This window comes from Arthrobacter zhaoxinii (assembly GCF_024385505.1).
GTDB classification, from domain to species: Bacteria; Actinomycetota; Actinomycetes; order Actinomycetales; family Micrococcaceae; genus Arthrobacter_B; species Arthrobacter_B zhaoxinii.
In genome coordinates this window covers 393,737-415,641 of sequence record NZ_JANFLT010000001.1, presented here as the reverse complement: position 1 = coordinate 415,641, position 21,905 = coordinate 393,737, and the positions used below count along the sequence as shown (strand labels likewise).

The 21,905-nt window shown below is 62.8% G+C and carries 34 protein-coding genes; 33 read left to right on the top strand and 1 reads right to left on the bottom strand.

The annotated features are described in order from the left end of the window. Window positions 1–7: 7 nt before the first annotated feature. The 33 genes from rplC to glmM all read left to right on the top strand — a co-directional run bounded on the left by rplC (window position 8) and on the right by glmM (window position 20,826). Window positions 8–664 carry a 50S ribosomal protein L3 gene (gene rplC / locus NNX37_RS01930; protein ID WP_255790511.1) on the top strand — a complete coding sequence of 219 codons (657 nt, stop codon included), beginning with the start codon at window positions 8–10 and terminating at the stop codon, window positions 662–664. A gap of 4 nt (window positions 665–668) precedes the next feature. Further along, window positions 669–1,283, top strand: coding sequence for a 50S ribosomal protein L4 (gene rplD / locus NNX37_RS01925; RefSeq protein WP_227918737.1), 615 nt, complete (start codon window positions 669–671; stop codon window positions 1,281–1,283). Then, window positions 1,280–1,585 (top strand): 50S ribosomal protein L23, encoded by a 306-nt coding sequence (gene rplW / locus NNX37_RS01920; protein WP_104052736.1) that lies wholly within the window; start codon window positions 1,280–1,282, stop codon window positions 1,583–1,585. The genes rplD and rplW overlap by 4 nt, the downstream gene beginning before the upstream one ends. Before the next feature lie 30 nt (window positions 1,586–1,615). Further along, complete coding sequence (gene rplB / locus NNX37_RS01915; RefSeq protein ID WP_146361090.1) at window positions 1,616–2,455, top strand: 50S ribosomal protein L2; 840 nt, start codon at window positions 1,616–1,618, stop codon at window positions 2,453–2,455. Between the two features lie 12 nt (window positions 2,456–2,467). Beyond that, on the top strand, window positions 2,468–2,749 hold the full coding sequence (gene rpsS, locus NNX37_RS01910) for a 30S ribosomal protein S19 (RefSeq protein ID WP_104052734.1): 282 nt from the start codon (window positions 2,468–2,470) through the stop codon (window positions 2,747–2,749). Between the two features lie 38 nt (window positions 2,750–2,787). Continuing rightward, window positions 2,788–3,153, top strand: a complete 366-nt coding sequence (gene rplV, locus NNX37_RS01905) for a 50S ribosomal protein L22 (RefSeq protein ID WP_255790509.1) — start codon at window positions 2,788–2,790, stop codon at window positions 3,151–3,153. Further along, on the top strand, window positions 3,154–3,996 hold the full coding sequence (rpsC, locus tag NNX37_RS01900; protein ID WP_227918732.1) for a 30S ribosomal protein S3: 843 nt from the start codon (window positions 3,154–3,156) through the stop codon (window positions 3,994–3,996). It begins immediately after the preceding gene. Then, window positions 3,997–4,413 (top strand): 50S ribosomal protein L16, encoded by a 417-nt coding sequence (rplP, locus tag NNX37_RS01895; protein WP_055239353.1) that lies wholly within the window; start codon window positions 3,997–3,999, stop codon window positions 4,411–4,413. Between the two features lie 2 nt (window positions 4,414–4,415). Next, a complete protein-coding gene (gene rpmC / locus NNX37_RS16350; RefSeq protein WP_304658988.1) occupies window positions 4,416–4,745 on the top strand; it encodes a 50S ribosomal protein L29 in 330 nt (109 codons plus the stop codon). Next, on the top strand, window positions 4,742–5,047 hold the full coding sequence (gene rpsQ / locus NNX37_RS01885) for a 30S ribosomal protein S17 (protein WP_279326965.1): 306 nt from the start codon (window positions 4,742–4,744) through the stop codon (window positions 5,045–5,047). Before rpmC ends, rpsQ begins: the two co-directional genes overlap by 4 nt. A gap of 384 nt (window positions 5,048–5,431) precedes the next feature. Beyond that, window positions 5,432–5,800: a 50S ribosomal protein L14 gene (gene rplN / locus NNX37_RS01880; protein WP_055239356.1), complete on the top strand. Its 369-nt coding sequence runs from the start codon at window positions 5,432–5,434 to the stop codon at window positions 5,798–5,800. A 3-nt stretch (window positions 5,801–5,803) separates the two neighbouring features. Next, window positions 5,804–6,163, top strand: a complete 360-nt coding sequence (gene rplX, locus NNX37_RS01875; protein WP_255790507.1) for a 50S ribosomal protein L24 — start codon at window positions 5,804–5,806, stop codon at window positions 6,161–6,163. Continuing rightward, a complete protein-coding gene (rplE, locus tag NNX37_RS01870; protein ID WP_227918727.1) occupies window positions 6,163–6,732 on the top strand; it encodes a 50S ribosomal protein L5 in 570 nt (189 codons plus the stop codon). The genes rplX and rplE overlap by 1 nt, the downstream gene beginning before the upstream one ends. Window positions 6,733–6,822: 90 nt before the next feature. Beyond that, the gene (gene rpsH, locus NNX37_RS01865) at window positions 6,823–7,221 is read left to right on the top strand and encodes a 30S ribosomal protein S8 (protein ID WP_146361106.1); all 399 of its coding nucleotides are present in this window, start codon (window positions 6,823–6,825) and stop codon (window positions 7,219–7,221) included. Window positions 7,222–7,239: 18 nt separating this feature from the next. Next, window positions 7,240–7,776, top strand: a complete 537-nt coding sequence (rplF, locus tag NNX37_RS01860) for a 50S ribosomal protein L6 (protein WP_230021134.1) — start codon at window positions 7,240–7,242, stop codon at window positions 7,774–7,776. Between the two features lie 2 nt (window positions 7,777–7,778). Then, window positions 7,779–8,162, top strand: coding sequence for a 50S ribosomal protein L18 (gene rplR / locus NNX37_RS01855; RefSeq protein WP_229949992.1), 384 nt, complete (start codon window positions 7,779–7,781; stop codon window positions 8,160–8,162). Between the two features lie 29 nt (window positions 8,163–8,191). Next, the gene (gene rpsE, locus NNX37_RS01850) at window positions 8,192–8,872 is read left to right on the top strand and encodes a 30S ribosomal protein S5 (RefSeq protein WP_227918719.1); all 681 of its coding nucleotides are present in this window, start codon (window positions 8,192–8,194) and stop codon (window positions 8,870–8,872) included. Then, window positions 8,872–9,084 carry a 50S ribosomal protein L30 gene (rpmD, locus tag NNX37_RS01845; RefSeq protein ID WP_227918717.1) on the top strand — a complete coding sequence of 71 codons (213 nt, stop codon included), beginning with the start codon at window positions 8,872–8,874 and terminating at the stop codon, window positions 9,082–9,084. The genes rpsE and rpmD overlap by 1 nt, the downstream gene beginning before the upstream one ends. A 1-nt stretch (window position 9,085) precedes the next feature. After that, window positions 9,086–9,541: a 50S ribosomal protein L15 gene (rplO, locus tag NNX37_RS01840; protein ID WP_255790492.1), complete on the top strand. Its 456-nt coding sequence runs from the start codon at window positions 9,086–9,088 to the stop codon at window positions 9,539–9,541. A 244-nt stretch (window positions 9,542–9,785) separates the two neighbouring features. Beyond that, the gene (gene secY, locus NNX37_RS01835) at window positions 9,786–11,096 is read left to right on the top strand and encodes a preprotein translocase subunit SecY (protein ID WP_255790489.1); all 1,311 of its coding nucleotides are present in this window, start codon (window positions 9,786–9,788) and stop codon (window positions 11,094–11,096) included. Further along, a complete protein-coding gene (locus tag NNX37_RS01830) occupies window positions 11,093–11,665 on the top strand; it encodes an adenylate kinase (protein ID WP_255790487.1) in 573 nt (190 codons plus the stop codon). The genes secY and NNX37_RS01830 overlap by 4 nt, the downstream gene beginning before the upstream one ends. Window positions 11,666–11,712: 47 nt before the next feature. Further along, window positions 11,713–12,537, top strand: a complete 825-nt coding sequence (gene map / locus NNX37_RS01825; protein ID WP_255790485.1) for a type I methionyl aminopeptidase — start codon at window positions 11,713–11,715, stop codon at window positions 12,535–12,537. A gap of 221 nt (window positions 12,538–12,758) precedes the next feature. Further along, on the top strand, window positions 12,759–13,418 hold the full coding sequence (locus NNX37_RS01820) for a glycerophosphodiester phosphodiesterase (RefSeq protein WP_255790483.1): 660 nt from the start codon (window positions 12,759–12,761) through the stop codon (window positions 13,416–13,418). Between the two features lie 173 nt (window positions 13,419–13,591). Beyond that, window positions 13,592–13,813: a translation initiation factor IF-1 gene (infA, locus tag NNX37_RS01815; RefSeq protein WP_055239372.1), complete on the top strand. Its 222-nt coding sequence runs from the start codon at window positions 13,592–13,594 to the stop codon at window positions 13,811–13,813. 83 nt (window positions 13,814–13,896) lie between these two features. After that, window positions 13,897–14,010, top strand: coding sequence for a 50S ribosomal protein L36 (rpmJ, locus tag NNX37_RS01810; protein ID WP_012397712.1), 114 nt, complete (start codon window positions 13,897–13,899; stop codon window positions 14,008–14,010). 202 nt (window positions 14,011–14,212) lie between these two features. Further along, window positions 14,213–14,590 (top strand): 30S ribosomal protein S13, encoded by a 378-nt coding sequence (gene rpsM / locus NNX37_RS01805; protein ID WP_230021123.1) that lies wholly within the window; start codon window positions 14,213–14,215, stop codon window positions 14,588–14,590. 66 nt (window positions 14,591–14,656) lie between these two features. After that, the gene (gene rpsK / locus NNX37_RS01800) at window positions 14,657–15,058 is read left to right on the top strand and encodes a 30S ribosomal protein S11 (RefSeq protein WP_049829160.1); all 402 of its coding nucleotides are present in this window, start codon (window positions 14,657–14,659) and stop codon (window positions 15,056–15,058) included. Window positions 15,059–15,240: 182 nt separating this feature from the next. Beyond that, a complete protein-coding gene (locus NNX37_RS01795; protein WP_146361126.1) occupies window positions 15,241–16,251 on the top strand; it encodes a DNA-directed RNA polymerase subunit alpha in 1,011 nt (336 codons plus the stop codon). Window positions 16,252–16,316: 65 nt separating this feature from the next. Continuing rightward, a complete protein-coding gene (rplQ, locus tag NNX37_RS01790; RefSeq protein ID WP_255790480.1) occupies window positions 16,317–16,859 on the top strand; it encodes a 50S ribosomal protein L17 in 543 nt (180 codons plus the stop codon). A gap of 38 nt (window positions 16,860–16,897) precedes the next feature. Next, a complete protein-coding gene (locus NNX37_RS01785; protein WP_255790479.1) occupies window positions 16,898–17,827 on the top strand; it encodes a tRNA pseudouridine synthase A in 930 nt (309 codons plus the stop codon). 307 nt (window positions 17,828–18,134) lie between these two features. Continuing rightward, window positions 18,135–18,578, top strand: a complete 444-nt coding sequence (rplM, locus tag NNX37_RS01780; protein WP_146361130.1) for a 50S ribosomal protein L13 — start codon at window positions 18,135–18,137, stop codon at window positions 18,576–18,578. Between the two features lie 39 nt (window positions 18,579–18,617). After that, window positions 18,618–19,115, top strand: coding sequence for a 30S ribosomal protein S9 (gene rpsI, locus NNX37_RS01775; protein WP_255790477.1), 498 nt, complete (start codon window positions 18,618–18,620; stop codon window positions 19,113–19,115). A 340-nt stretch (window positions 19,116–19,455) separates the two neighbouring features. Continuing rightward, entirely contained in the window at window positions 19,456–20,826 is a 1,371-nt protein-coding gene (gene glmM / locus NNX37_RS01770; RefSeq protein ID WP_255790474.1) for a phosphoglucosamine mutase, read from the top strand. Window positions 20,827–20,854: 28 nt separating this feature from the next. Here the strand turns inward: glmM and coaA are convergent, their stop codons facing one another. After that, window positions 20,855–21,835: a type I pantothenate kinase gene (coaA, locus tag NNX37_RS01765; protein ID WP_255790471.1), complete on the bottom strand. Its 981-nt coding sequence runs from the start codon at window positions 21,833–21,835 to the stop codon at window positions 20,855–20,857. Between the last annotated feature and the right edge of the window lie 70 nt (window positions 21,836–21,905).

Genomic DNA, 21,905 nt, shown 5'->3' with positions numbered 1-21,905 from the left:
GATACTTATGTCTACTTCACTTACACGCCAGGTAAAGGGACTGCTGGGCACCAAGCTCGGCATGACCCAGGTTTGGGACGAGAACAACAAGCTCATCCCCGTAACCGTCGTCCAGGCTGACTCCAACGTCATCACGCAGCTGCGCAACGCGGAAAAGGACGGCTACACCGCCGTTCAGATCGGCTACGGCCAGATCGACCCGCGCAAGGTGACCAAGCCGCTGGCCGGCCACTTTGAAAAGGCCGGCGTCACGCCGCGCCGCCACGTAGTTGAACTGCGTACCGCCGATGCCGACACCTACGAGCTGGGCCAGGAACTCTCCGTTGAGATTTTCGCAGCCGGCCAGAAGGTCGACGTCGTCGGAACCTCCAAGGGTAAGGGCTTTGCCGGTGTCATGAAGCGTCACGGCTTCCATGGCGTTGGTGCCTCCCACGGTGCACACAAGAACCACCGTAAGCCGGGTTCCATCGGTGGCGCATCCACCCCGGGCCGCGTCTTCAAGGGCGTTCGGATGGCGGGCCGCATGGGCGGCGTCCGTCACACCACCATGAACCTCACGGTTCACGGTGTGGACGCAGAGAAGTCGCTCCTGCTGATCAAGGGTGCCGTTCCCGGCGCCCGCGGCCAGGTCGTCCTCGTACGCTCTGCCGTGAAGGGAGATTAGTCTCATGGCTAACGAAACCACTGTTGAATTCCCCGCAGAGATCTTCGACGTTCAGACGAACGTACCGCTGCTCCACCAGGTGGTAGTTGCTCAGCTTGCAGCCGCCCGCCAGGGTACGCACAAGACGAAGACGCGTGCCGAGGTAAGCGGCGCAGGCCGCAAGCCGTTCAAGCAGAAGGGCACCGGCCGGGCTCGTCAGGGCTCCATCCGCGCTCCTCACATGACCGGCGGCGGCGTAGTCCACGGACCGACGCCCCGCGATTACAGCCAGCGCACCCCCAAGAAGATGAAGGCTGCTGCACTGCGCGGCGCCCTGTCGGACCGGGCACGCAACGGCCGTATCCACGTCCTCGAATCCCTGGTTGAAGGCACCAAGCCTTCCACCAAGGACGCACTGAGCGCCCTGCGTTCGGTTTCCGACCGCAAGAACCTGCTCGTTGTTATCGAGCGCGCCAACGATGTTGCCGCACTTTCCGTGCGCAACGTTCCGGCTGTTCACGTGATCTACGTAGATCAGCTGAACACCTATGACGTGCTTGTTGCCGACGACGTGGTCTTCACCAAGGCTGCCTACGACGAGTTCGTCGGCAAGAACACAGTCAAGGAGGACGCCAAGTGAGCGCGACCACCGCTAAGGATCCGCGCGACGTAGTGCTTGCACCCGTCGTCTCGGAAAAGAGCTACGGCCTGATCGACGAAGGTAAGTACACCTTCCTGGTCGACCCCCGCTCCAACAAGACCGAGATCAAGCTGGCCGTGGAGAAAATCTTCTCCGTCAAGGTCGACTCGATCAACACCATCAACCGTGCCGGTAAGCGTAAGCGCACCAAGTTCGGATGGGGACAGCGCAAGAACACCAAGCGCGCCATTGTCACCCTCAAGGACGGCACAATCGACATCTTCGGCGGTCCGCTCAGCTAGGGCGGAGACCACTTTAACGAGGAATAAATAATGGGAATCCGTAAATACAAGCCGACTACCCCGGGCCGTCGCGGCTCGAGCGTAGCCGACTTCACCGAAATCACGCGGTCGACGCCGGAAAAGTCGTTGGTACGTCCGCTGCCCAAAAAGGGCGGCCGTAACAACACCGGTAAGATCACGACCAGGCACAAGGGTGGTGGACACAAGCGTCAGTACCGTCTGATCGACTTCCGCCGCCACGACAAGGACGGCGTCAACGCACGCGTTGCCGAGATCGAATACGATCCGAACCGTACCGCCCGTATTGCGCTGCTGCACTACGTTGATGGCACCAAGCGTTACATCATTGCTCCGAACAAGCTCAAGCAGGGCGACTTCGTAGAGGCCGGCGCCGGCGCTGATATCAAGCCCGGCAACAACCTGCCCCTGCGTAACATCCCCGTGGGTACCACCATCCACGCTGTTGAACTGCGTCCGGGCGGCGGTGCCAAGATGGCCCGCTCCGCCGGTGCGTCCGTTCAGCTTGTCGCCAAGGAAGGCCGCTTCGCCCAGCTGCGTCTGCCCTCCGGCGAAATCCGCAACGTTGATGTGCGCTGCCGCGCCACGATCGGCGAGGTCGGCAACGCCGAGCAGTCGAACATCAACTGGGGCAAGGCCGGCCGTATGCGCTGGAAGGGCGTACGCCCGACCGTCCGCGGTGTCGCCATGAACCCGGTCGACCACCCGCACGGTGGTGGTGAAGGTAAGACCTCCGGTGGACGCCACCCGGTCAACCCGAACGGTAAGCGCGAAGGCCGTACCCGCCGTCCCAATAAAGAGAGCGACAACCTCATTGTGCGTCGCCGTCGTTCCGGCAAGAACAAGCGATAGGAGCCTGGAAACATGCCACGCAGCCTGAAGAAAGGCCCCTTCGTCGACCAGCACCTGTTTCTCAAGGTAGCGGCCGAAAACGAAAAGGGCACCAAGAACGTCATCAAGACGTGGTCTCGCCGTTCGATGATCATCCCCGACATGCTCGGGCACACGATCGCCGTACACGACGGACGTAAGCACATTCCGGTGTTTGTCACCGAGTCGATGGTCGGGCACAAGCTCGGCGAATTCGCTCTGACGCGGACATTCCGCGGCCATGTGAAGGACGACCGCAAGGGCAAGCGCCGCTAGGCGCTGCTCTTTCGGCAGAAGACGAGAGAAGGAAAGCAATGGAAGCCAAGGCAATTGCGCGTCATATCCGCGTAACGCCTATGAAGGCCCGGCGCGTCGTCAACCTTGTTCGTGGCAAGCAAGCGAATGAGGCTCTGGCAATTCTGAAGTTTGCCCCCCAGGCAGCTTCGGAGCCGGTACTTAAGGTAATTCAGTCGGCTATGGCCAATGCACGTGTCCTCGCGGACCGTGACGGCGTGGCCTTCGACGAGGGTGACCTCTTCATCAGCGAAGCATTCGTTGACGAAGGACCCACCATGAAGCGGTTCCAGCCGCGGGCCCAGGGCCGCGCCTACCGCATCAACAAGCGGACCAGCCACGTCACTGTGGTAGTCGCAACCCCTACGATCGAGGAGGAACGCTAAGTGGGACAGAAGGTAAACCCGCACGGGTTCCGACTCGGCATCACCACTGACCACGTATCGCACTGGTTTGCTGACAGCAACAAGCCGGGACAGCGTTACAAGGACTTCGTCCGCGAGGACATCAAGATCCGTCAGCTGATGTCCACCGGCATGGACCGCGCCGGCATCGCCAAGGTAGAGATCGAGCGCACCCGCGACCGTGTCCGTGTGGATATCCACACTGCACGTCCGGGCATCGTCATCGGCCGCCGCGGCGCCGAAGCGGACCGCATCCGCGGCGAGCTCGAAAAGCTCACCGGCAAGCAGGTCCAGCTGAACATCCTCGAGGTCAAGAACCCCGAGATGGAAGCACAGCTGGTTGCCCAGGGCGTTGCTGAGCAGCTCTCTTCCCGCGTGGCTTTCCGCCGTGCGATGAAGAAGGCCATCCAGTCCGCACAGCGTGCAGGCGCCAAGGGTATCCGTATCCAGTGCTCCGGCCGTCTGGGCGGCGCTGAAATGAGCCGTTCGGAGTTCTACCGCGAAGGCCGTGTGCCCCTGCACACCCTCCGTGCGCAGATCGACTACGGTTTCTTCGAAGCCAAGACCACCTTCGGCCGCATTGGCGTAAAGGTCTGGATCTACAAGGGCGACGTTACCGCTAAGGAACTGGCTGCACAGCAGGCTGCTGCACCGTCCCGCGGACGCTCCAACGATCGTCCGGGCCGCGGCCCGGCCGACCGCGGTGACCGTGGCGGCGACCGCCGTCGTCGTCCCGAGCGCGGCGACAAAGCCGCCGCGCCTGCTGCTGCAGAGGCTCCGGCCGCTGAGGCAGCTGCCCCCGCAGCAGAAGGAGGACAGGCTTAAATGCTTATCCCACGTCGAGTCAAATACCGTAAGCAGCACCACCCGGGTCGCTCCGGCGCTGCAACCGGCGGCACCGCCGTCAGCTTCGGCGAGTGGGGTATCCAGGCTCTGACGCCTGCGTACGTCACCAACCGCCAGATTGAAGCTGCGCGTATTGCCATGACACGCCACATCAAGCGTGGCGGTAAGGTCTGGATCAACATCTACCCGGACCGTCCGCTGACGAAGAAGCCTGCTGAAACCCGTATGGGTTCCGGTAAGGGTTCTCCGGAGTGGTGGGTTGCAAACGTCAAGCCGGGCCGGGTTCTGTTCGAACTCTCCGGTGTTTCCGAAGAGGTAGCTCGTGAGGCCCTGCGCCTGGCGATCCATAAGCTGCCGTTGAAGGCACGCATTGTGCGTCGCGAGGGTGGTGAATAGAAATGGCAGTTGGATCAAAAGAGCTGACAACTGAGCAGCTGGACGGCTTCGATAAGGACCGTCTCGTAGAAGAACTGCGCAAGGCCAAGGAGGAGCTGTTCAACCTCCGCTTCCAGTCGGCTACCGGCCAGCTGGAGAACCACGGTCGTCTGCGTGCAGTCAAGCGCGATATCGCCCGCATCTACACGGTGCTGCGTGAGCGCGAGCTGGGCATTCGTCCCGAGGTTGTCGCTCCCGTTGAGGAAGCAGCACCCGAGGCACCGAAGAAGTCAAAGAAGAAGGCTACCAAGTCTGAAGCTGAAGCCAAGGTCGCTGAGGATGATGCCAAGTGAGCGAAAACAAGAATGAGGCAGCAGTGACAACTGACGCAAACGGCGCCGATGCCCGCGGGTACCGGAAGACCGCACGCGGCTACGTGGTCTCGGACAAGATGGATAAGACCATCGTTGTCCAGGTTGAAGACCGCGTGAAGCACGCCCTTTACGGCAAGGTTATCCGCCGGACCGAGAAGCGCAAGGCCCATGACGAGCAGAACGCTGCCGGCATTGGTGACCTCGTGCTGATCGCGGAGACCCGGCCGCTGTCCGCTACGAAGCGGTGGCGCCTGGTCGAGATCCTCGAAAAGGCCAAGTAACCTAGTAGTAAGAAGTACCGGCCGGCCCGCCGGTGTGTTCCTGCAGTAAGCGCAGGACACACCGGCACCGTCCACAGCGTGAGGGCCCCGGCCGCGTTATCATCTTCGATTTCGCATCCGGGGCCTTTTCGCGATAAACTTGAAATCTTGTCTGTGTGGTGGGGAAGTGTGTCCGGAATCCGGACCCGAATCGGGTCTCGAAGCCGGCCGGCCTTCTCACCGCCGAATGAGACAAAAGCCCGATAATCTTGTTCGACGCTTCGAAGGCGGCTGCACTGGCGTGCGGCCCGCCCGGAGGGCGTTGAGTACCAGTATTACGGGGTCCACCCATATCCGTTCCGCAAGGCTCTTTGAAGAGAACCGGCGCGACGACAGGAGTAATAAGTGATTCAGCAGGAGTCGCGACTGAAGGTCGCCGACAACACGGGTGCCAAGGAAATCTTGACCATCCGCGTTCTCGGTGGATCCGGCCGTCGCTACGCAGGCATTGGCGACACCATTGTTGCCACCGTCAAGGATGCAATTCCCGGCGGCAACGTCAAAAAGGGCGACGTGGTCAAGGCCGTCATCGTCCGTACCAAGAAGGAACGCCGCCGCCAGGACGGTTCCTACATCAAGTTCGATGAGAACGCTGCAGTGATCTTGAAGAATGACGGCGACCCCCGCGGTACCCGTATCTTCGGGCCGGTCGGCCGCGAACTTCGCGACAAGAAGTTCATGAAGATCATTTCGCTGGCTCCGGAGGTGCTGTAGTCCATGGCAAAAATCAAGAAGGGTGACCTCGTTCAGGTCATCACCGGTGCAAAGGCTGAGCGCGGCGGAGACCGCGGCAAGCAGGGCAAGGTTCTGAAGGTCTTCCCCGAGAGCAACCGCGTTCTCGTTGAAGGCATCAACCGTGTCACCAAGCACACCAAGGTTGGCCAGACCTCCCGCGGTTCCAACACCGGCGGCATCGAGGTTGTTGAAGCCCCGATCCACGTTTCCAACGTCGCCATTGTCGACCCGGAGACCAAGAAGCCGACCCGCGTTGGCTTCCGCACTGCAACCGTCGAAAAAGATGGCCGTGAGCGCATTGTGCGTATCCGCGTGGCCAAGGGCTCTGGGAAGGACCTCTAATGACTGAGACTGTCACCAAGATCGTTCCCCGTCTGAAGACCCGCTACGCAGCGGAGATCAAGCAGACCCTGCAGGACGAATTCAACTACTCGAACGTCAACCAGGTTCCCCGCCTCGTCAAGGTGGTTGTGAACATGGGTGTTGGAGATGCCGCCAAGGACTCCAAGCTCATTGACGGTGCTGTCCGGGACCTCACCCAGATCACGGGCCAGAAGCCCCAGGTCACCAAGGCACGCAAGTCCATCGCACAGTTCAAGCTGCGCGAAGGCATGCCGATCGGTACGCACGTTACGCTGCGTGGCGACCGCATGTGGGAATTCGTGGACCGGCTGGTCACCCTGGCCCTGCCCCGTATCCGTGACTTCCGCGGTCTGAACGGCAAGCAGTTCGACGGCAACGGCAACTACACGTTCGGTCTGACCGAACAGTCGATGTTCCACGAAATCGATCAGGACAAGATCGACCGCGTACGCGGCATGGACATCACCGTGGTTACCACTGCAAAGACCGATGACGAGGGACGCGCGCTGCTGAAGGCGCTCGGCTTCCCGTTCAAATCCGAAGATTAATTACTACGTAACAGGTCCGACGGAGATCCGTGAGGCAACGCCGCACGGCACTCCTGCAGGAAACCGTTACGAGGGAGGGCAAGAGCCCAAATGACAATGACAGATCCTGTCGCAGATATGCTCACGCGTCTGCGCAATGCAAACTCGGCATACCACGACTCCGTGTCCATGCCTTACAGCAAGCTCAAGGCGCGCGTTGCTGACATCCTGAAGGCCGAAGGCTACATCGCCGGCTGGAAGGAAGAAGAGGCCGAGGTCGGCAAGAAGCTGACCCTGGATCTCAAGTTCGGTCCGAACCGCGAGCGTTCCATCGCCGGCGTTCGCCGCATCTCCAAGCCCGGTCTGCGCGTTTACGCGAAGTCCACCAACCTGCCGCACGTGCTGGGTGGTCTGGGTATCGCAATCCTGTCGACGTCGTCAGGTCTTCTGACCGACCGTCAGGCCGCCAAGAAGGGTGTAGGTGGGGAAGTCCTCGCCTACGTCTGGTAGCAGGGAAGGGAAAGAAAAATGTCACGTATTGGACGTCTGCCCATCCCGGTTCCTGCCGGAGTAGATATCGCCATCAACGGCAACGTTGTATCCGTCAAGGGTGCCAAGGGAGAGCTGAGCCACACTGTGCCCAGCCCGATCACGGCCACTCTTGAAGACGGCACCATCACCGTTACCCGCCCGAACGACGAGCGTGAATCCCGCTCCCTCCACGGCCTGACCCGCACGCTGATCAGCAACATGATCACCGGCGTGACCGAGGGCTACAAGAAGGATCTGGAAATCGTTGGTACCGGTTACCGTGTAGTCGCGAAGGGTTCGGACCTCGAGTTCGCCCTGGGCTACAGCCACCCGGTCCCTGTCGCGGCCCCCGAAGGCATCACGCTTACCGTGGTTGGCCCGACGAAGGTCACCGTGTCCGGTATCGACAAGCAGCAGGTGGGCGAGGTTTCCGCCAACATCCGCAAGCTGCGTAAGCCCGACCCGTACAAGGGCAAGGGTATTCGTTACGCCGGCGAGATTGTCCGCCGCAAGGTCGGAAAGGCTGGTAAGTAACCATGGCCATCAGCATTAATAAGAAGCGAAACAGCAAGAGCAAGTCTGCCCTGCGCAGCCGTCGCCAGCTGCGTATCCGCAAGCGGATTTCCGGAACCGCGGTTCGTCCGCGCCTCGTGGTCAACCGCTCTGCCCGCCACATCTTCGTCCAGGTTGTCGATGACACCCGCGGCGTAACCGTGGCTTCCGCCTCCACCATGGAAGCGGATCTGCGTGCACTGGACGGCGATAAGACCGCCAAGGCCAAGCGCGTCGGCGAACTCGTTGCTGAGCGGTCCAAGGCCGCCGGCATCGAAGCCGTTGTCTTTGACCGCGGTGGTAACCGCTACCACGGCCGTATTGCTGCAGTTGCAGACGGCGCACGTGAAGGTGGGCTGGCACTGTGACCGAGGTAAACAAGGAAAAGGAAAATCAGGTGACTGAAGCTACAGCTGCTGAGGCAACTGAGACCAAGGAAGCCGCAGCCACCGGTACCGACGACCGCCGCGGCGGACGTCGCGGCGAGCAGCGCGGTTCCGACCGTGGAGGCCGCGGCGAACGCGGTGGCCGCGGTGGCCGCGACGGCGGACGCAACGATGAGAAGGACAAGTTCATTGAACGCGTCGTGACCATCAACCGCGTTGCCAAGGTGGTCAAGGGTGGCCGTCGCTTCAGCTTCACCGCCCTCGTTGTTGTCGGTGACGGCAACGGCATGGTCGGCGTTGGCTACGGCAAGGCAAAGGAAGTTCCCTCCGCTATCGCAAAGGCCGTTGAAGAAGCCAAGAAGACCTTCTTCCGCGTCCCGCGCATCGGTGGAACCATCCCGCACCTCGTCCAGGGTGAAGCTGCTGCAGGCGTTGTCCTGCTGCGTCCGGCTTCCCCGGGTACCGGTGTTATCGCCGGTGGTCCGGTCCGCGCCATTCTCGAATGCGCCGGTATCCACGACGTCCTGTCCAAGTCGCTCGGGTCCTCCAACGCCATCAACATCGTGCACGCCACGGTTGATGCGCTGAAGCGCCTCGAAGAGCCCCAGGCAGTGGCAGCACGCCGCGGCCTTCCGCTCGACCAGGTCGTTCCCTACGCGATGCTCCGCAACATGCAGAAGGCAGGTGCCTGATGTCGACTCCGAAGAACGTCGTCGTTAGCACGGCTCGGCTGGAAATCACTCAGATCAAGTCCACCATCGGTGGTAAGCAGAATCAGCGCGACACGCTGCGTTCACTGGGCCTGAAGCACATCGGCGACTCCGTCGTCCGTACTGCTGATGCAGTGACCGTTGGCATGATCAACACGGTTCCGCACCTCGTGAAGGTTGAGGAGGCGAAGTAACATGCCCGAAGAAAACAGAACTCTGAAGGTCCATCACCTGCGTCCGGCACCCGGTGCCAAGACGGCCAAGACCCGCGTTGGCCGCGGTGAAGGTTCCAAGGGTAAGACGGCAGGCCGCGGTACCAAGGGTACGGCTGCCCGCTACCAGATCAAGGCAGGCTTCGCAGGCGGGCAGCTTCCGCTGCACATGCGTCTGCCGAAGCTGCGCGGCTTCAAGAACCCGTTCCGGGTCGAGTTCCAGGTTGTCAACCTGGACAAGATCTCGGAGCTGTTCCCCGAAGGCGGCGCCGTGAGCATCGAAGCACTGGTTGCCAAGGGTGCGGTTCGCAAGAACCAGCCCGTGAAGGTCCTCGGCTCCGGCGACATCACCGTCAAGGTTGATGTCTCCGCGAACGCCTTCTCCGCCAGCGCCGCAGAAAAGATCGCCGCAGCCGGCGGATCCACCACCACGGTCTAAGACCTCGTGGTGGGTCTGTCTCCCTCCCCGTCCGGACGCATCATGCGCGTCGGCAGGGGAGGGGCGCACGATCCAACGTTTCACCACTGAACTCCCGGCGGGCCCATCCGGTCCGCCGGGAGTTCAGTTCCGTTTAAGGCAACTACCGCGTCCCGTACGGCGTTAACGCAGTACGGGCCGCGAGCGGCTAGACTCTGTTTCTGTCACAAGTCCGCATTGGACTTCCCAAACTTCAGGAGGACGCTTGCTTAGCGCTATTGGCCGGGCTTTCCGGACACCAGATCTGCGACGCAAGCTGTTGTTTACGCTGGGAATCATCACTATCTTCCGCATGGGTGCTTTTATCCCGGCCCCGGGTGTTGACTACGGCAATGTGCAGCAGTGCTTGAATCTGGGTGCCACCTCGGGCGGCATTTACCAGTTCGTCAATCTTTTCAGCGGCGGTGCGCTGCTGCAGGTCTCCATCTTTGCCCTCGGCATCATGCCGTACATCACCGCCAGCATCATTGTTCAGCTGCTGCGCGTCGTGATCCCGCACTTCCAGGCTCTCTACGACGAAGGCCAGCAGGGCCAGTCGAAGCTGACCCAGTACACGCGCTACCTCACCATCGCGCTGGGCCTGCTCAATGCGACCACCGTCGTCTCGCTGGCCCGCTCCGGTGCACTCTTCAACAACCAGTGCGCCCTGCCGATCATCCCGGATGACAACCTGGTGACGGTCCTGCTGCTTATCGTTACGCTGACCGCCGGCACCGGCGTCATCATGTGGATGGGCGAGCTTGTGACCGAAAAGGGTGTGGGCAACGGTATGTCGCTGCTCATCTTCACCTCGATCGCAGCCTCCTTCCCCAGCGCCCTCGGCGCCATCCTCAGCGCTCAGGGGTGGACCATCTTCCTGGCCGTCATCGCCGTCGGCGTCCTGACGGTTGCCCTGGTCATCTTCGTGGAACAGTCCCAGCGCCGCATCCCGGTGCAGTACGCCAAGCGGATGGTCGGACGCCGCACAGTCGGCGGAACCAACACCTACATCCCGATCAAGGTGAACATGGCCGGCGTGATCCCCGTGATCTTCGCGTCCTCCATGCTTTACCTGCCCAGCCTCCTGGCGCAGTTCAATACGCCCAGCCAGGGCACGCCGCCGGGATGGGTGGTATGGATCAACAACTACCTCGTCAGCGGCGACCACCCGCTCTACATGCTGGTGTACTTCCTGCTGATCGTCTTCTTCACCTACTTCTACGTCTCCATCACGTTCAACCCGGACGAGGTCTCGGAGAACATGAAGAAATACGGCGGCTTCATCCCCGGCATCCGGGCCGGCCGCCCCACCGCCGAATACCTGCAGTACGTGCTCTCCCGGATCACGCTGCCCGGCGCCCTTTACCTGGGCTTTGTCGCCCTGATCCCGCTGATTGCTCTGGTGTTGGTTGGAGCTAACCAGAACTTCCCGTTCGGCGGAACGTCAATCCTCATCATGGTTGGTGTGGGACTGGAAACGGTTAAGCAAATTGACGCGCAGCTCCAGCAACGTCACTACGAAGGGTTATTGCGATGACAAGAATGCTCATTATCGGGCCTCCCGGCGCCGGTAAAGGAACTCAGGCGGCACGGATCTCGGACCGCCTCGGTGTCACGGCAATATCGACCGGAGACATTTTCCGCTTCAACGTCAAGGAGCAGACTCCGCTCGGCGTGGAAGCCAAGAAGTACATCGACGCCGGCAACTTCGTTCCGGATTCCGTCACCAACGACATGGTCCGCACTCGGCTCACCGAGGACGACGTCGAATCGGGCTTCCTGCTCGACGGCTACCCGCGCACCGTGGCGCAGGTGGAGGAACTGGATGATATCCTCGCCGGCAACGGCCAGAAGCTCGACGCCGTGCTCCTGCTGACGGCCGACGACGACGAACTCGTTGCCCGCCTGCTGCGCCGTGCAGAACTCGAAGGCCGCAGCGATGACACCGAAGACGTCATCCGGCACCGCCTGGGCCTCTACAAGCAGCAGACGGGCGACGTCGTCGCCCGTTACGAGGACCGCGGCATCGTGACCCGCGTGGACGGCCTTGGCGCCATCGACGATGTCACCGAGCGCGTTATGGAAGCACTGAAGGACCTGCGCTAAAGAAGCACCGGCGCTAAAAGTTATCCCGCTAGGAAGTTAGAAGACACATGTTCGGCCAGCCTCGAATCGAATACAAAACCAACGAGCAGATGCGCATTATGCGTGAAGCCGGCCTTGTATTGATCTCCGCCCTCGACGCGGCCGTGAAGGCCGCCGACGTCGGCGTCAGCACACGCGAGATCGACGCAGTATTTGCACGGGTGCTCAAGGAAGCAGGAGCAACCTCCAATTTCCTGGGCTACCACGGCTACCCGGCCACGGTCTGCACCTCCGTGAACGAGGAAGTGGTCCACGGCATCCCGGGAAACCGGGTGCTGCAGGACGGCGACATCATTTCCATTGACGGCGGCGCCGTCGTCAACGGATGGCATTCGGATTCCGCGCGTACCGTGATTGTGGGTACCCCGGATCCCGAGGACCAGCGGCTGTCCGACGTCACCGAGAACGCCATGTGGCACGGCATTGCCGCCGCTGCAAAGGGCAAGTTCGTGGGGGATATCGGCGACGCCGTGGACGACTACGTCAGCAGCGTCCCGGGCAGGAAGCTGGGGATCCTCGAAGACTATGTCGGCCACGGCATCGGGACCGAAATGCATCAGGCTCCGGACGTGCTGAACTACCGCACGGGACACCGCGGCCCCAAGCTGCGGCCCGGCCTGTGCCTGGCCATCGAACCGATGCTGGTACGGGGCAAGATCCTCACCCGCACCCTCGACGACGACTGGACGGTTGTCACCGAGGACGGCAGCCGGTCGAGCCAGTGGGAACACTCCGTGGCGATCCATGAAAAGGGGATCTGGGTGCTCACGGCGCCCGACGGCGGTGCCTCGCGGCTGGAGCCGCTGGGCGTCACCCCGGTGCCGATTCCCTAGGCTTCCCGACTCGAAACAGCAGGTCCCGTTCCTTCCGGAACGGGACCTGCTGTTTTTGTTCTCCTTCGGACCAGTCAGGGTAAACGGCACACCACGCCGCGGGAACACTCGGCGGGGTGCCGGTGAAGAGTGACCTTTCCCCGGTTTCCGAAGTCATGGCCTCAACGCGCCGGGAAACAGCCCCGACCGTCCCTTTCCCGAGGGGAAGCCGCCTGCCGGCCGTGATCGCCCACAGAGGGCACAGCACCGCGGCATTGGAAAACACCCTTCCGGCGTTCGCCGCCGCGGCAGCAGCCGGAGCTGCCCTGATTGAAACGGACATCCGCCTCACGGCCGACGGAACGGCGGTGCTCCTGCATGGTGCGGATCTCCGCCGGACCACGAACCTGCGCGGGCGGGTGGACCGCACTCCGTCCGCGCGGGAGGGTGGACCGCACTCCGTCCGCGCGGCTTGCCGGAGCGGACGCCGGCGCCCGGTTCTCCGAAAGCCGCAGGGGTGTGCCGGTTCCGAGACTCGGGGACAGGCCTTTTCGCCGCGGACCGTGGCGGCCCTTGCGCTTGCCGCCCCGGGTTTTCGCCGGGGCCTGCTGGTCGGCAGCCCGTCGGCCGGCAGGCACGGGGAGGCGGCGCTGCAGCGGTTCCTGTTCCGGGTGGAGGCTGCCGCGTGCAATCCCGGCGGGCGCTTCCTGCCGCAGCGCCCGGATCTGCTCCATCGGCTGCGCGCTGACGGGCTGGCCGTGTTTCCGTGGACGCTGGACCGCCCGGTGCAGTGGATCGAAGCCCCTGAGGCGGGGGCCGACGGGATCATCACCAACCGTCCCGGTGCACTCGCGGCGTGGGGAAACACCCGGAACGCGAACTGGACAGCTGGAGCGATTTAACTTATGGGGGGTCTTCCCGTAGAGTTATCTGTTGGTTGTCTCTACATTCGTGCCCGGATTGACCGCTTTCGATGCCTTGTGTGCCGATGCGGTTGCCGGAACCGGACGGAGCGGCCACATTCGAAAAACCGTTGCCGGCGTCAAAGCCGGTGGCACAGACGTTAGCGGAGGATATGGCCAAGAAAGACGGCGTCATTGAGATCGAGGGCTCGGTCAACGAAGCCCTGCCCAACGCGATGTTCCGCGTTGAGCTGGCCAACGGCCACATTGTGCTCGCACACATCTCGGGAAAGATGCGTCAACACTACATTCGCATCCTCCCAGGAGACCGCGTTGTGGTGGAACTTAGCCCGTACGACCTCACCCGGGGTCGCATCGTCTACCGCTACAAATAAACCGCTGCCAAGACGGACAGCGTCCCGGTACGCCGGTCCGCTGACCGTTCAAGCTCAACCCTGCAACCACGCAAAGGAAAACCATGAAGGTCCAGCCGAGCGTCAAGCAGATCTGCGATAAGTGCAAGGTGATTCGCCGTAACGGTCGAGTCATGGTGATCTGCGAGAACCCGCGCCACAAGCAGCGCCAGGGCTAATCAGCCTCTCTGGCTCCGAGGTCCGAAAGGGCACCGGTAAGAGGGCCCCTGTTTACAGGGATTCAGCCCACGCGTAGTTAATTGAATATGGCAGTGCAGCGTCTATACGCGTGACGCATACCCCCGGTACGGAGGCCGGGGACCTGGCAACAGGGACGCACTGCTTCAGACCTCCGGTAATAACCAAAGGAGAACCGCCGATATGGCACGTCTCGCTGGCGTTGACATTCCCCGCGAAAAGCGGGTAGTGATTGCGCTTACCTACATCTACGGCGTGGGCAAGACCCGTGCAGAGCAGACCCTTGTAGAGACCGGCATCAGCCCGGACACTCGCGTCAAGGACCTCACCGACGCTGAACTCGTTCAGCTGCGTGACTACATCGAGGGCAACTTCAAGGTTGAGGGTGACCTCCGCCGTGAGGTGGCCGCCGACATCCGCCGCAAGGTCGAGATCGGCAGCTACCAGGGCATCCGGCACCGCCGCGGCATGCCCGTCCACGGTCAGCGCACGAAGACCAACGCTCGTACCCGCAAGGGCCCGAAGCGCACCGTTGCCGGTAAGAAGAAGGCCGGCCGCTAAATAAGCGGTCTTCCGGCCAGGGCCCGAATCCGGGCCACCTAAACCAAACTCTTTGTAGGAGAAGTAATGCCCCCCAAGACTCGTGGAGCGGTCCGCAAGCCGCGTCGCAAGGATAAGAAGAATATCGCGCTCGGCCAGGCGCATATCAAGAGCACCTTTAACAACACCATCGTGTCCATCACGGACCCGTCCGGTGCTGTTATCTCATGGGCTTCCGCCGGTGAGGTTGGCTTCAAGGGCTCCCGTAAGTCCACCCCGTTCGCTGCTCAGATGGCTGCTGAAGCTGCCGCAAAGCGCGCACAGGAGCACGGCGTCCGCAAGGTCGACGTCTTCGTGAAGGGTCCGGGCTCCGGTCGCGAGACCGCAATCCGTTCGCTCCAGGCCACCGGCCTGGAGGTTGGCTCCATTCAGGACGTCACGCCGAGCGCACACAACGGTTGCCGTCCCCCGAAGCGCCGCCGCGTATAAGCAGCACTGCGGTTCCGGTTCCCCCGGCGGGCAGTCCACTTTCTCTAAGTGGCCTGCCCGCCGGCGGGCGCCGGTCCCGGGCTGGCTGTAAGCCGTCCAAGACGCCCGCGGAAGACCCGTCGTCGTCGTTTCCACCATTTGTGTTGCGTCATATAGCGGATGCTCGCTGAAAGGAAATGCAAGTGCTCATTGCACAGCGCCCCACCCTCACTGAAGAAGTCGTAGCCGACAACCGCTCACGGTTCATCATTGAACCCCTGGAGCCCGGTTTTGGTTACACCCTTGGTAACTCCCTCCGTCGTACCCTGCTGTCCTCCATTCCCGGTGCCGCTGTAACCAGCATCCGCATCGAGGGCGTGCTGCACGAGTTCACGACGGTTCCCGGCGTCAAGGAAGATGTCACTGAGATCATCCTGAACGTCAAGAACCTCTCGGTTTCCTCCGAGCACGACGAGCCCGTTGTGGCATACCTGCGCAAGCAGGGCCCCGGCGTGGTTACGGCTGCGGACATCGCTCCGCCGGCCGGCGTGGAGTTCCACAACCCCGACCTGCACATCGCCACGCTGAACTCGAAGGGCAAGTTCGAACTCGAACTGACCATCGAGCGCGGCCGCGGCTACGTGTCGGCCAGCCAGAACAAGTCCGGTGACCAGGAGATCGGCCGCATCCCGGTTGACTCCATCTACTCGCCGGTCCTGAAGGTGACCTTCCGCGTGGAGGCCACCCGCGTTGAGCAGCGCACCGACTTCGATCGTCTGATCGTTGACGTTGAGACCAAGGATGCCATTGCACCGCGCGACGCCGTCGCCTCTGCCGGTACCACCCTGGTTGAACTGTTCGGCCTGGCACGTGAACTCAACACCGCCGCTGAAGGTATCGAAATCGGTCCGAGCCCCACGGATGCCGCACTGGCAGCCGACATGGCCCTGCCGATCGAAGACCTCGAGCTGACCGTGCGTTCGTACAACTGCCTCAAGCGCGAAGGCATCCACACCGTGGGTGAACTCGTAGCCCGCTCCGAGGCTGACCTGATGGACATCCGCAACTTCGGCGCGAAGTCCATCGACGAGGTGAAGGCAAAGCTGGTTGAACTGGGTCTGTCCCTGAAGGATTCCCCTCCCGGGTTCGACCTGGCCGCCCGTGCCGCAGCTATTGAAGAGGACGAGTCCGAATACTCGGACGACGAGCTCTAACTGAAGCAAATTCTTGCCGTTCGGGCCTTTGAGCACCGCGCGGCACCGTTTGAGGAGAAAAAGTAATGCCTACACCCACCAAGGGTAAGCGCCTCGGAGGCAGCCCGGCACACCAGCGCCTGATGCTGGCCAACCTTGCCGCGCAGCTGTTCGAGCACAAGCAGATCACCACCACGGTGACCAAGGCCAAGCGTCTGCGTCCCTACGCAGAGCGCCTGATCACGTTCGCAAAGCGCGGGGACCTGTCCTCACGCCGCCGCGTTCTGGCCCTGATCTCCGACAAGGGCATCGTCCACGAGCTCTTCACCGACATTGCTCCGGCAGTCGAGAAGCGCGACGGCGGCTACACCCGTATCACCAAGATCGGCAACCGCAAGGGCGACAACGCTCCCATGGCTGTCATCGAGCTGGTCCTGGAACCGCTTTCTGCCAAGCAGTCGGTAGTGGCTGAAGCCAGCACCGCAGCTGCCGCTGCTGCTCCGGCTCCGGTCGAGTCCGCTGAGTCTGCCGACTCCGCCGAATCCGCCGAATCTGCTGATTCCGCTGAGTCTGCCGACTCCGCTGAAGAGGCACCCGAAGCAGTCGTAGAGACCGAAGAGAAGAAGTAATTCTTCGCTGACGTCCCGGTGCCCTTAATATGGGTGCTATGACTACTGAAAGGCCCGCCGTCCCCGAAATGGATGGCGGGCCTTTCCGCGTCCGGATGGACCTTGCGTATGACGGGGCTTCCTTCTCCGGATGGGCGGCCCAGCCCGGCCTGCGGACCGTCCAGGGCCTCGTGGAGGACGCACTGGCTGTCCTGCTGCGCAGGCCGGTCCGCATCACCGTAGCGGGGCGGACCGACGCCGGCGTCCACGCCCGCGGGCAGGTGGTCCATTTCGACCTCACCGCCGCGGAATGGCACGAACTGGCCCGGGGCCGGGACCTGGACCCGGGCGTCTCGCTGCGGCGCAGGCTGCACGGGGTGATCAACAAGGAGCTGACCATGGCGGCCCGGGAGGCCGGCCTCCAGCGGCGTGCCATAGACGCCTTGGGCGGCGCTGTTGAGGTGTTGTCAGCGGTGCCGGCCCCCGCAGGCTTCGACGCCCGCTTCTCGGCCCTCTGGCGGCGCTACAGCTACCGCATCTGCGACCTGCCCGAGACCCGGGACCCGCTGTCCCGGCACACCACTCTGTGGTTCAAGGCGCCCCTGGATACCGCGCTCATGAACGAAGCAGCGGCCGGGGTGCTGGGCGTCCAGGATTTTCTCTCCTACTGCAAGCCCCGCAACGGTTCCACCACCATCCGCGAACTGCAGGAGTTTCACTTCCGGCGCGGTGCCGACGGCGTGATCACCACACACATCCAGGCCGACGCGTTCTGCCACAATATGGTCCGTTCGCTGGTGGGCGGTTCGCTGCTGGTCGGATTGGGGGAGCGGCGTCCCCAGTGGCTGGCCGACCGCCTCGCTGCCAGGATCCGGGACTCGAAATCGCTGCTGGCCCCACCCCACCCGCTGGTGCTGGAAGAAGTCTGCTACCCGGCGCCAGCGGAGCTGGCGGGCCGGGCGGAACTCACCCGCGCACACCGCAAATAGCGCATCCGCAGGCCGGGGTCGTAAAATGGGGGCAAATCCCATATCCCGGCGCCTCGGCAGCTTTTGACCAGACTACGTAAGCAGGCTATTGTTTATAGTCGTTGTGCGTGTCCTACCTCGATAGGCCTATGCCCACGGGAGCGGCTCAGTTGCAGAGCCACCTGGCCCCGGGGAAATAGCCGAGATATCAGGACCACTGGTTAATTCAGTCCTCACCTGACCATCCGGTAACGCATAGAGAAGCTGCACTGTCCATGGCATCCATGGGCGGCGCGCCACCTAAGAAGAAGAAACGAAGGCAAACACCGTGCGTACGTACACCCCGAAGCCCGGCGACATCAACCGCCAGTGGCACGTCATTGACGCCACCGACGTTGTCCTAGGCCGTCTTGCCAGCCAGACCGCAACACTGCTGCGCGGAAAGCACAAGCCGACCTTTGCTCCCCACATGGACATGGGCGATTTCGTCATCATCATCAACGCTGAGAAGGTTGCCCTGACCGGCGCCAAGCTCGAACAGAAGCGTGCCTACCGCCACTCGGGTTACCCGGGCGGTCTGTCCTCCGTCAACTACGCCGAACTGCTGGAAAAGAACCCGGTACGTGCAGTTGAGAAGGCCATCCGCGGCATGCTGCCCAAGAACTCCCTGGCTGCTGACCAGATCAGCAAGCTGAAGGTCTACCGCGGTGCGGAGCACCCGCACGCCGCACAGCAGCCCAAGACCTTCGAAATCACCCAGGTCGCCCAGTAGTTCTGGCCCGCCAACTAAGAAATTAATTCAAGGAGAATCGTGGCTCAGAACACTGAAGAGCTGAATGAAAACACCGAGGAGCTTTCGAGCTACACCTCGGAATCCTCTGACTCGGTTCAGGCCGACGTCAAGGAACGCCCCGCCCTGACTGTCCCCGGCTCTGCCGTTGGACGCCGCAAGCAGGCTATTGCCCGCGTGCGTCTGGTGCCGGGCACCGGCAAGTGGATCGTCAACGACCGCGAGCTCGAGGATTACTTCCCGAACAAGCTGCACCAGCAGGAAGTCAACGAGCCGTTCAAGCTTCTTGAGCTCGAAGGCGCCTACGACGTCATCGCCCGCATCCACGGCGGCGGCCCGTCCGGCCAGGCCGGCGCGCTGCGTCTGGGCGTTGCCCGCTCGCTGAACGAGATCGACCGCGAGAACAATCGCCCCGCCCTGAAGAAGGCAGGCTTCCTGACTCGTGACGCCCGCGTCATCGAGCGTAAGAAGGCCGGTCTTAAGAAGGCCCGCAAGGCACCTCAGTACTCCAAGCGCTAATTCAGCGCTTCCCTTTGTGCAGTCGCTGGAGCGACTGCACAAAGGGTCCCTCGCGCTGAATTGGCGCTTCGCTCCACAAGCGCCCGTTGGGGGCTTGTGGAGTGCAAGAGCTGATTCAGCACGGGGGTTCACCAAAAGGCAGTCGCTACGGCGGCTGCCTTTTGGCGTTAAGGCAACGGCCCGGGCATTGGGTTGACCACACTTGCTCTGGATATTTTGACGCCCGCTCTGCACTTTGGGTTTCCACGTTTCGGAGACAGGGGTGAACCGGTGGCAGAATGGGCCAGTAAGTTGCCCTGAATGGCTCCCGATGTGGCTATAACCTGCTTGAGGATACGTAATGACTAGATTGTTTGGAACGGACGGCGTCCGTGGGCTGGCCAACGGCCTGATCACCGCCGAAGTTGCCCTCGGGCTCGCCCAGGCCGCGGCGGTGGTTCTCGGCCACCGCCGCGTGGAAGCGGGCCGTCGTCCGGTGGCCGTGGTTGCACGGGACCCCCGCATCAGCGGCGACTTTATTTCCGCCGCCATGGAGGCCGGACTGGCCAGTTCCGGCATCGACGTCTACGACGCCGGTGTCCTGCCCACCCCGGCGGCGGCCTACCTCGTCGCTGACCTCGGAGCCGACTTCGGCGTCGTTATCTCCGCTTCCCACAATGCCGCCCCCGACAACGGCATCAAGTTCCTGGCCCGCGGCGGCCAGAAGCTGGATGACGCCGTCGAGGACGCCATCGAAGCCGAGATGGTACGTCCCAGCATGCGCCCCACCGGAGCCGACGTGGGACGGATCCACCGCTTCGCGGACGCCGAGGACCGATACGTGGTCCACCTGCTGCAGACCCTCCCCAACCGGATCGAGGGCTTGAAAGTGGTCCTGGACTGCGCCCACGGAGCAGCCAGCGGCTGCTCGCCCCAGGTCTTCGCCGACGCCGGCGCCGAGGTTATCGTCATCGGTGCAGAGCCGGACGGCATCAATATCAACGACGGCTACGGATCCACGCACCTTGAGCAGCTGCAGGCCGCGGTCGTCGCGCACGGTGCCGACCTGGGCATCGCCCACGACGGCGACGCGGACCGCTGCCTCGCCGTAGACCACGAGGGCACAGTGGTGGACGGCGACCAGATTATGGCGATCATGGCCGTGGCCATGAAGGAGGCCGGCAAGCTCAAGGACAATGCCCTGGTGGCCACGGTCATGAGCAACCTCGGATTGAAGCTCGCCCTGCGCGACGCCGGCATCCAGGTCATTGAAACCGGAGTGGGGGACCGCTACGTGCTCGAGGGAATGCGCAGCGGCGGCTACAGCCTCGGCGGGGAACAGTCAGGCCACGTCATCTTCTCCGAGTACGCGACCACCGGCGACGGCGTCCTCACCGGCCTGCAGCTGGCGGCACGGGTGGCGCGGACCGGGCAGACCCTGAAGCAGCTTGCCGGAGTCATGCAGAAGCTTCCGCAGGTACTGATCAACGTCAAGGGCGTCGACAAATCCGCCGTGGAGACCAACGAGCCGGTGCGGCTCGCGGTCGAGCAGGCAGGCATGGCGCTGGGCGAAACCGGACGGGTGCTGCTGCGCCCGTCCGGTACGGAACCGGTGGTCCGGGTCATGGTCGAGGCAGCCGACATGGAAACCGCCGCAGACACCGCCCGGCGTCTCGCCGAAACCGTCGAAGCGAATCTGGCCCTCAACGCCGGTGCAGGCGCCTCGGTCTAACCGGACACGGTCCCGCCTAGGCCCCGCCTCAGGTCTTGCGCAGGAGCATCCGCCGCACGGAGTGGTCCGCGTCCTTGGTCAGCACCAGCTGGGCGCGGCCCCTCGTGGGCAGCACATTGGTGATGAGGTTCGGCTCATTGATCCGCTTCCAGATGTCCAGGGCCGTGGCCCTCGCCTCGTCGTCCGTCAGGTCCGCGTACCGGTGGAAGTACGATGCCGGGTCAGCGAAGGCCCCGGTGCGCAGCGACTGGAAACGCTGGACATACCATTCCTCGATGTATGAGGTGCGGGCGTCCACGTAAATGGAGAAGTCGAAGAAATCGCTCAGCGCGAGGCCGGCACGCCCGTCGGCACGCGTCCGCGCCGGGGCAAGGACGTTCAGCCCTTCGACAATCAGCACGTCAGGACGGCGGACCACCACTTCCTCGCCCGGGACAATGTCATACGTCAGGTGGGAATACTTCGGCGCCCGGACCTCCTCGGCGCCGCTCTTGACCTCGCTGACAAAGCGCAGCAGCCGGCGCCGGTCATAGGATTCTGGGAAGCCCTTGCGCTGCATCAGCCCGCGGCGTTCAAGCTCCGCGTTGGGGTACAGGAAACCGTCGGTGGTAATAAGTTCGACATTGGGTGTCTCCGGCCAGCGGCGCAGCATCTCGCGCAGCACCCGGGCAGTGGTGGATTTTCCCACTGCCACGGATCCGGCCACTCCGATCACGAACGGGGTGCGGGTGGTCTTCTCGCCCAGGAACGTGGTGGTGGCACTGTGCAGGCGGCCGGCCGCAGCAACGTACAGGTTCAGCAGCCGCGAGAGCGGAAGGTAGACCTCCCTGATCTCATCGAGGTTCAGCTGCTCGCCCAGGCCGCGCAGCCGCAGGATGTCATCCTGGTTGAGCGGGGAACGGATCTCGTGTGACAGCCGTGACCAGGTCTTGCGGTCAAGTTCGACGAAGGGAGTGAAACTGCTCTCGGGCGGCTGGGCCGCGGAGGACTTGACATGGCGTTCGGTCACCTTAGGAATTCTGCCCTGAACAGCAGGCAAACCCAAACGGCTGGAACTGCTGCAGGGCCCCGTAACCGGC

Bases quoted from the DNA above. Each gene is read 5' to 3' on its own strand.
- rplB (WP_146361090.1), top strand. From the start codon at position 1,616: ATGGGAATCCGTAAATACAAGCCGACTACCCCGGGCCGTCGCGGCTCG.
- rpsK (WP_049829160.1), top strand. From the start codon at position 14,657: ATGCCCCCCAAGACTCGTGGAGCGGTCCGCAAGCCGCGTCGCAAGGAT.
- rpmD (WP_227918717.1), top strand. From the start codon at position 8,872: ATGTCGACTCCGAAGAACGTCGTCGTTAGCACGGCTCGGCTGGAAATC.
- rplD (WP_227918737.1), top strand. From the start codon at position 669: ATGGCTAACGAAACCACTGTTGAATTCCCCGCAGAGATCTTCGACGTT.
- infA (WP_055239372.1), top strand. From the start codon at position 13,592: ATGGCCAAGAAAGACGGCGTCATTGAGATCGAGGGCTCGGTCAACGAA.
- rplQ (WP_255790480.1), top strand. From the start codon at position 16,317: ATGCCTACACCCACCAAGGGTAAGCGCCTCGGAGGCAGCCCGGCACAC.
- rplC (WP_255790511.1), top strand. From the start codon at position 8: ATGTCTACTTCACTTACACGCCAGGTAAAGGGACTGCTGGGCACCAAG.
- rplX (WP_255790507.1), top strand. From the start codon at position 5,804: ATGGCAAAAATCAAGAAGGGTGACCTCGTTCAGGTCATCACCGGTGCA.
- rplO (WP_255790492.1), top strand. From the start codon at position 9,086: ATGCCCGAAGAAAACAGAACTCTGAAGGTCCATCACCTGCGTCCGGCA.
- rpsH (WP_146361106.1), top strand. From the start codon at position 6,823: ATGACAATGACAGATCCTGTCGCAGATATGCTCACGCGTCTGCGCAAT.
- rplV (WP_255790509.1), top strand. From the start codon at position 2,788: ATGGAAGCCAAGGCAATTGCGCGTCATATCCGCGTAACGCCTATGAAG.
- map (WP_255790485.1), top strand. From the start codon at position 11,713: ATGTTCGGCCAGCCTCGAATCGAATACAAAACCAACGAGCAGATGCGC.
- rplF (WP_230021134.1), top strand. From the start codon at position 7,240: ATGTCACGTATTGGACGTCTGCCCATCCCGGTTCCTGCCGGAGTAGAT.
- rpmC (WP_304658988.1), top strand. From the start codon at position 4,416: ATGGCAGTTGGATCAAAAGAGCTGACAACTGAGCAGCTGGACGGCTTC.
- rpmJ (WP_012397712.1), top strand. From the start codon at position 13,897: ATGAAGGTCCAGCCGAGCGTCAAGCAGATCTGCGATAAGTGCAAGGTG.
- rpsM (WP_230021123.1), top strand. From the start codon at position 14,213: ATGGCACGTCTCGCTGGCGTTGACATTCCCCGCGAAAAGCGGGTAGTG.
- rplP (WP_055239353.1), top strand. From the start codon at position 3,997: ATGCTTATCCCACGTCGAGTCAAATACCGTAAGCAGCACCACCCGGGT.
- rplE (WP_227918727.1), top strand. From the start codon at position 6,163: ATGACTGAGACTGTCACCAAGATCGTTCCCCGTCTGAAGACCCGCTAC.
- NNX37_RS01830 (WP_255790487.1), top strand. From the start codon at position 11,093: ATGACAAGAATGCTCATTATCGGGCCTCCCGGCGCCGGTAAAGGAACT.
- rpsS (WP_104052734.1), top strand. From the start codon at position 2,468: ATGCCACGCAGCCTGAAGAAAGGCCCCTTCGTCGACCAGCACCTGTTT.
- NNX37_RS01785 (WP_255790479.1), top strand. From the start codon at position 16,898: ATGACTACTGAAAGGCCCGCCGTCCCCGAAATGGATGGCGGGCCTTTC.
- glmM (WP_255790474.1), top strand. From the start codon at position 19,456: ATGACTAGATTGTTTGGAACGGACGGCGTCCGTGGGCTGGCCAACGGC.
- rplR (WP_229949992.1), top strand. From the start codon at position 7,779: ATGGCCATCAGCATTAATAAGAAGCGAAACAGCAAGAGCAAGTCTGCC.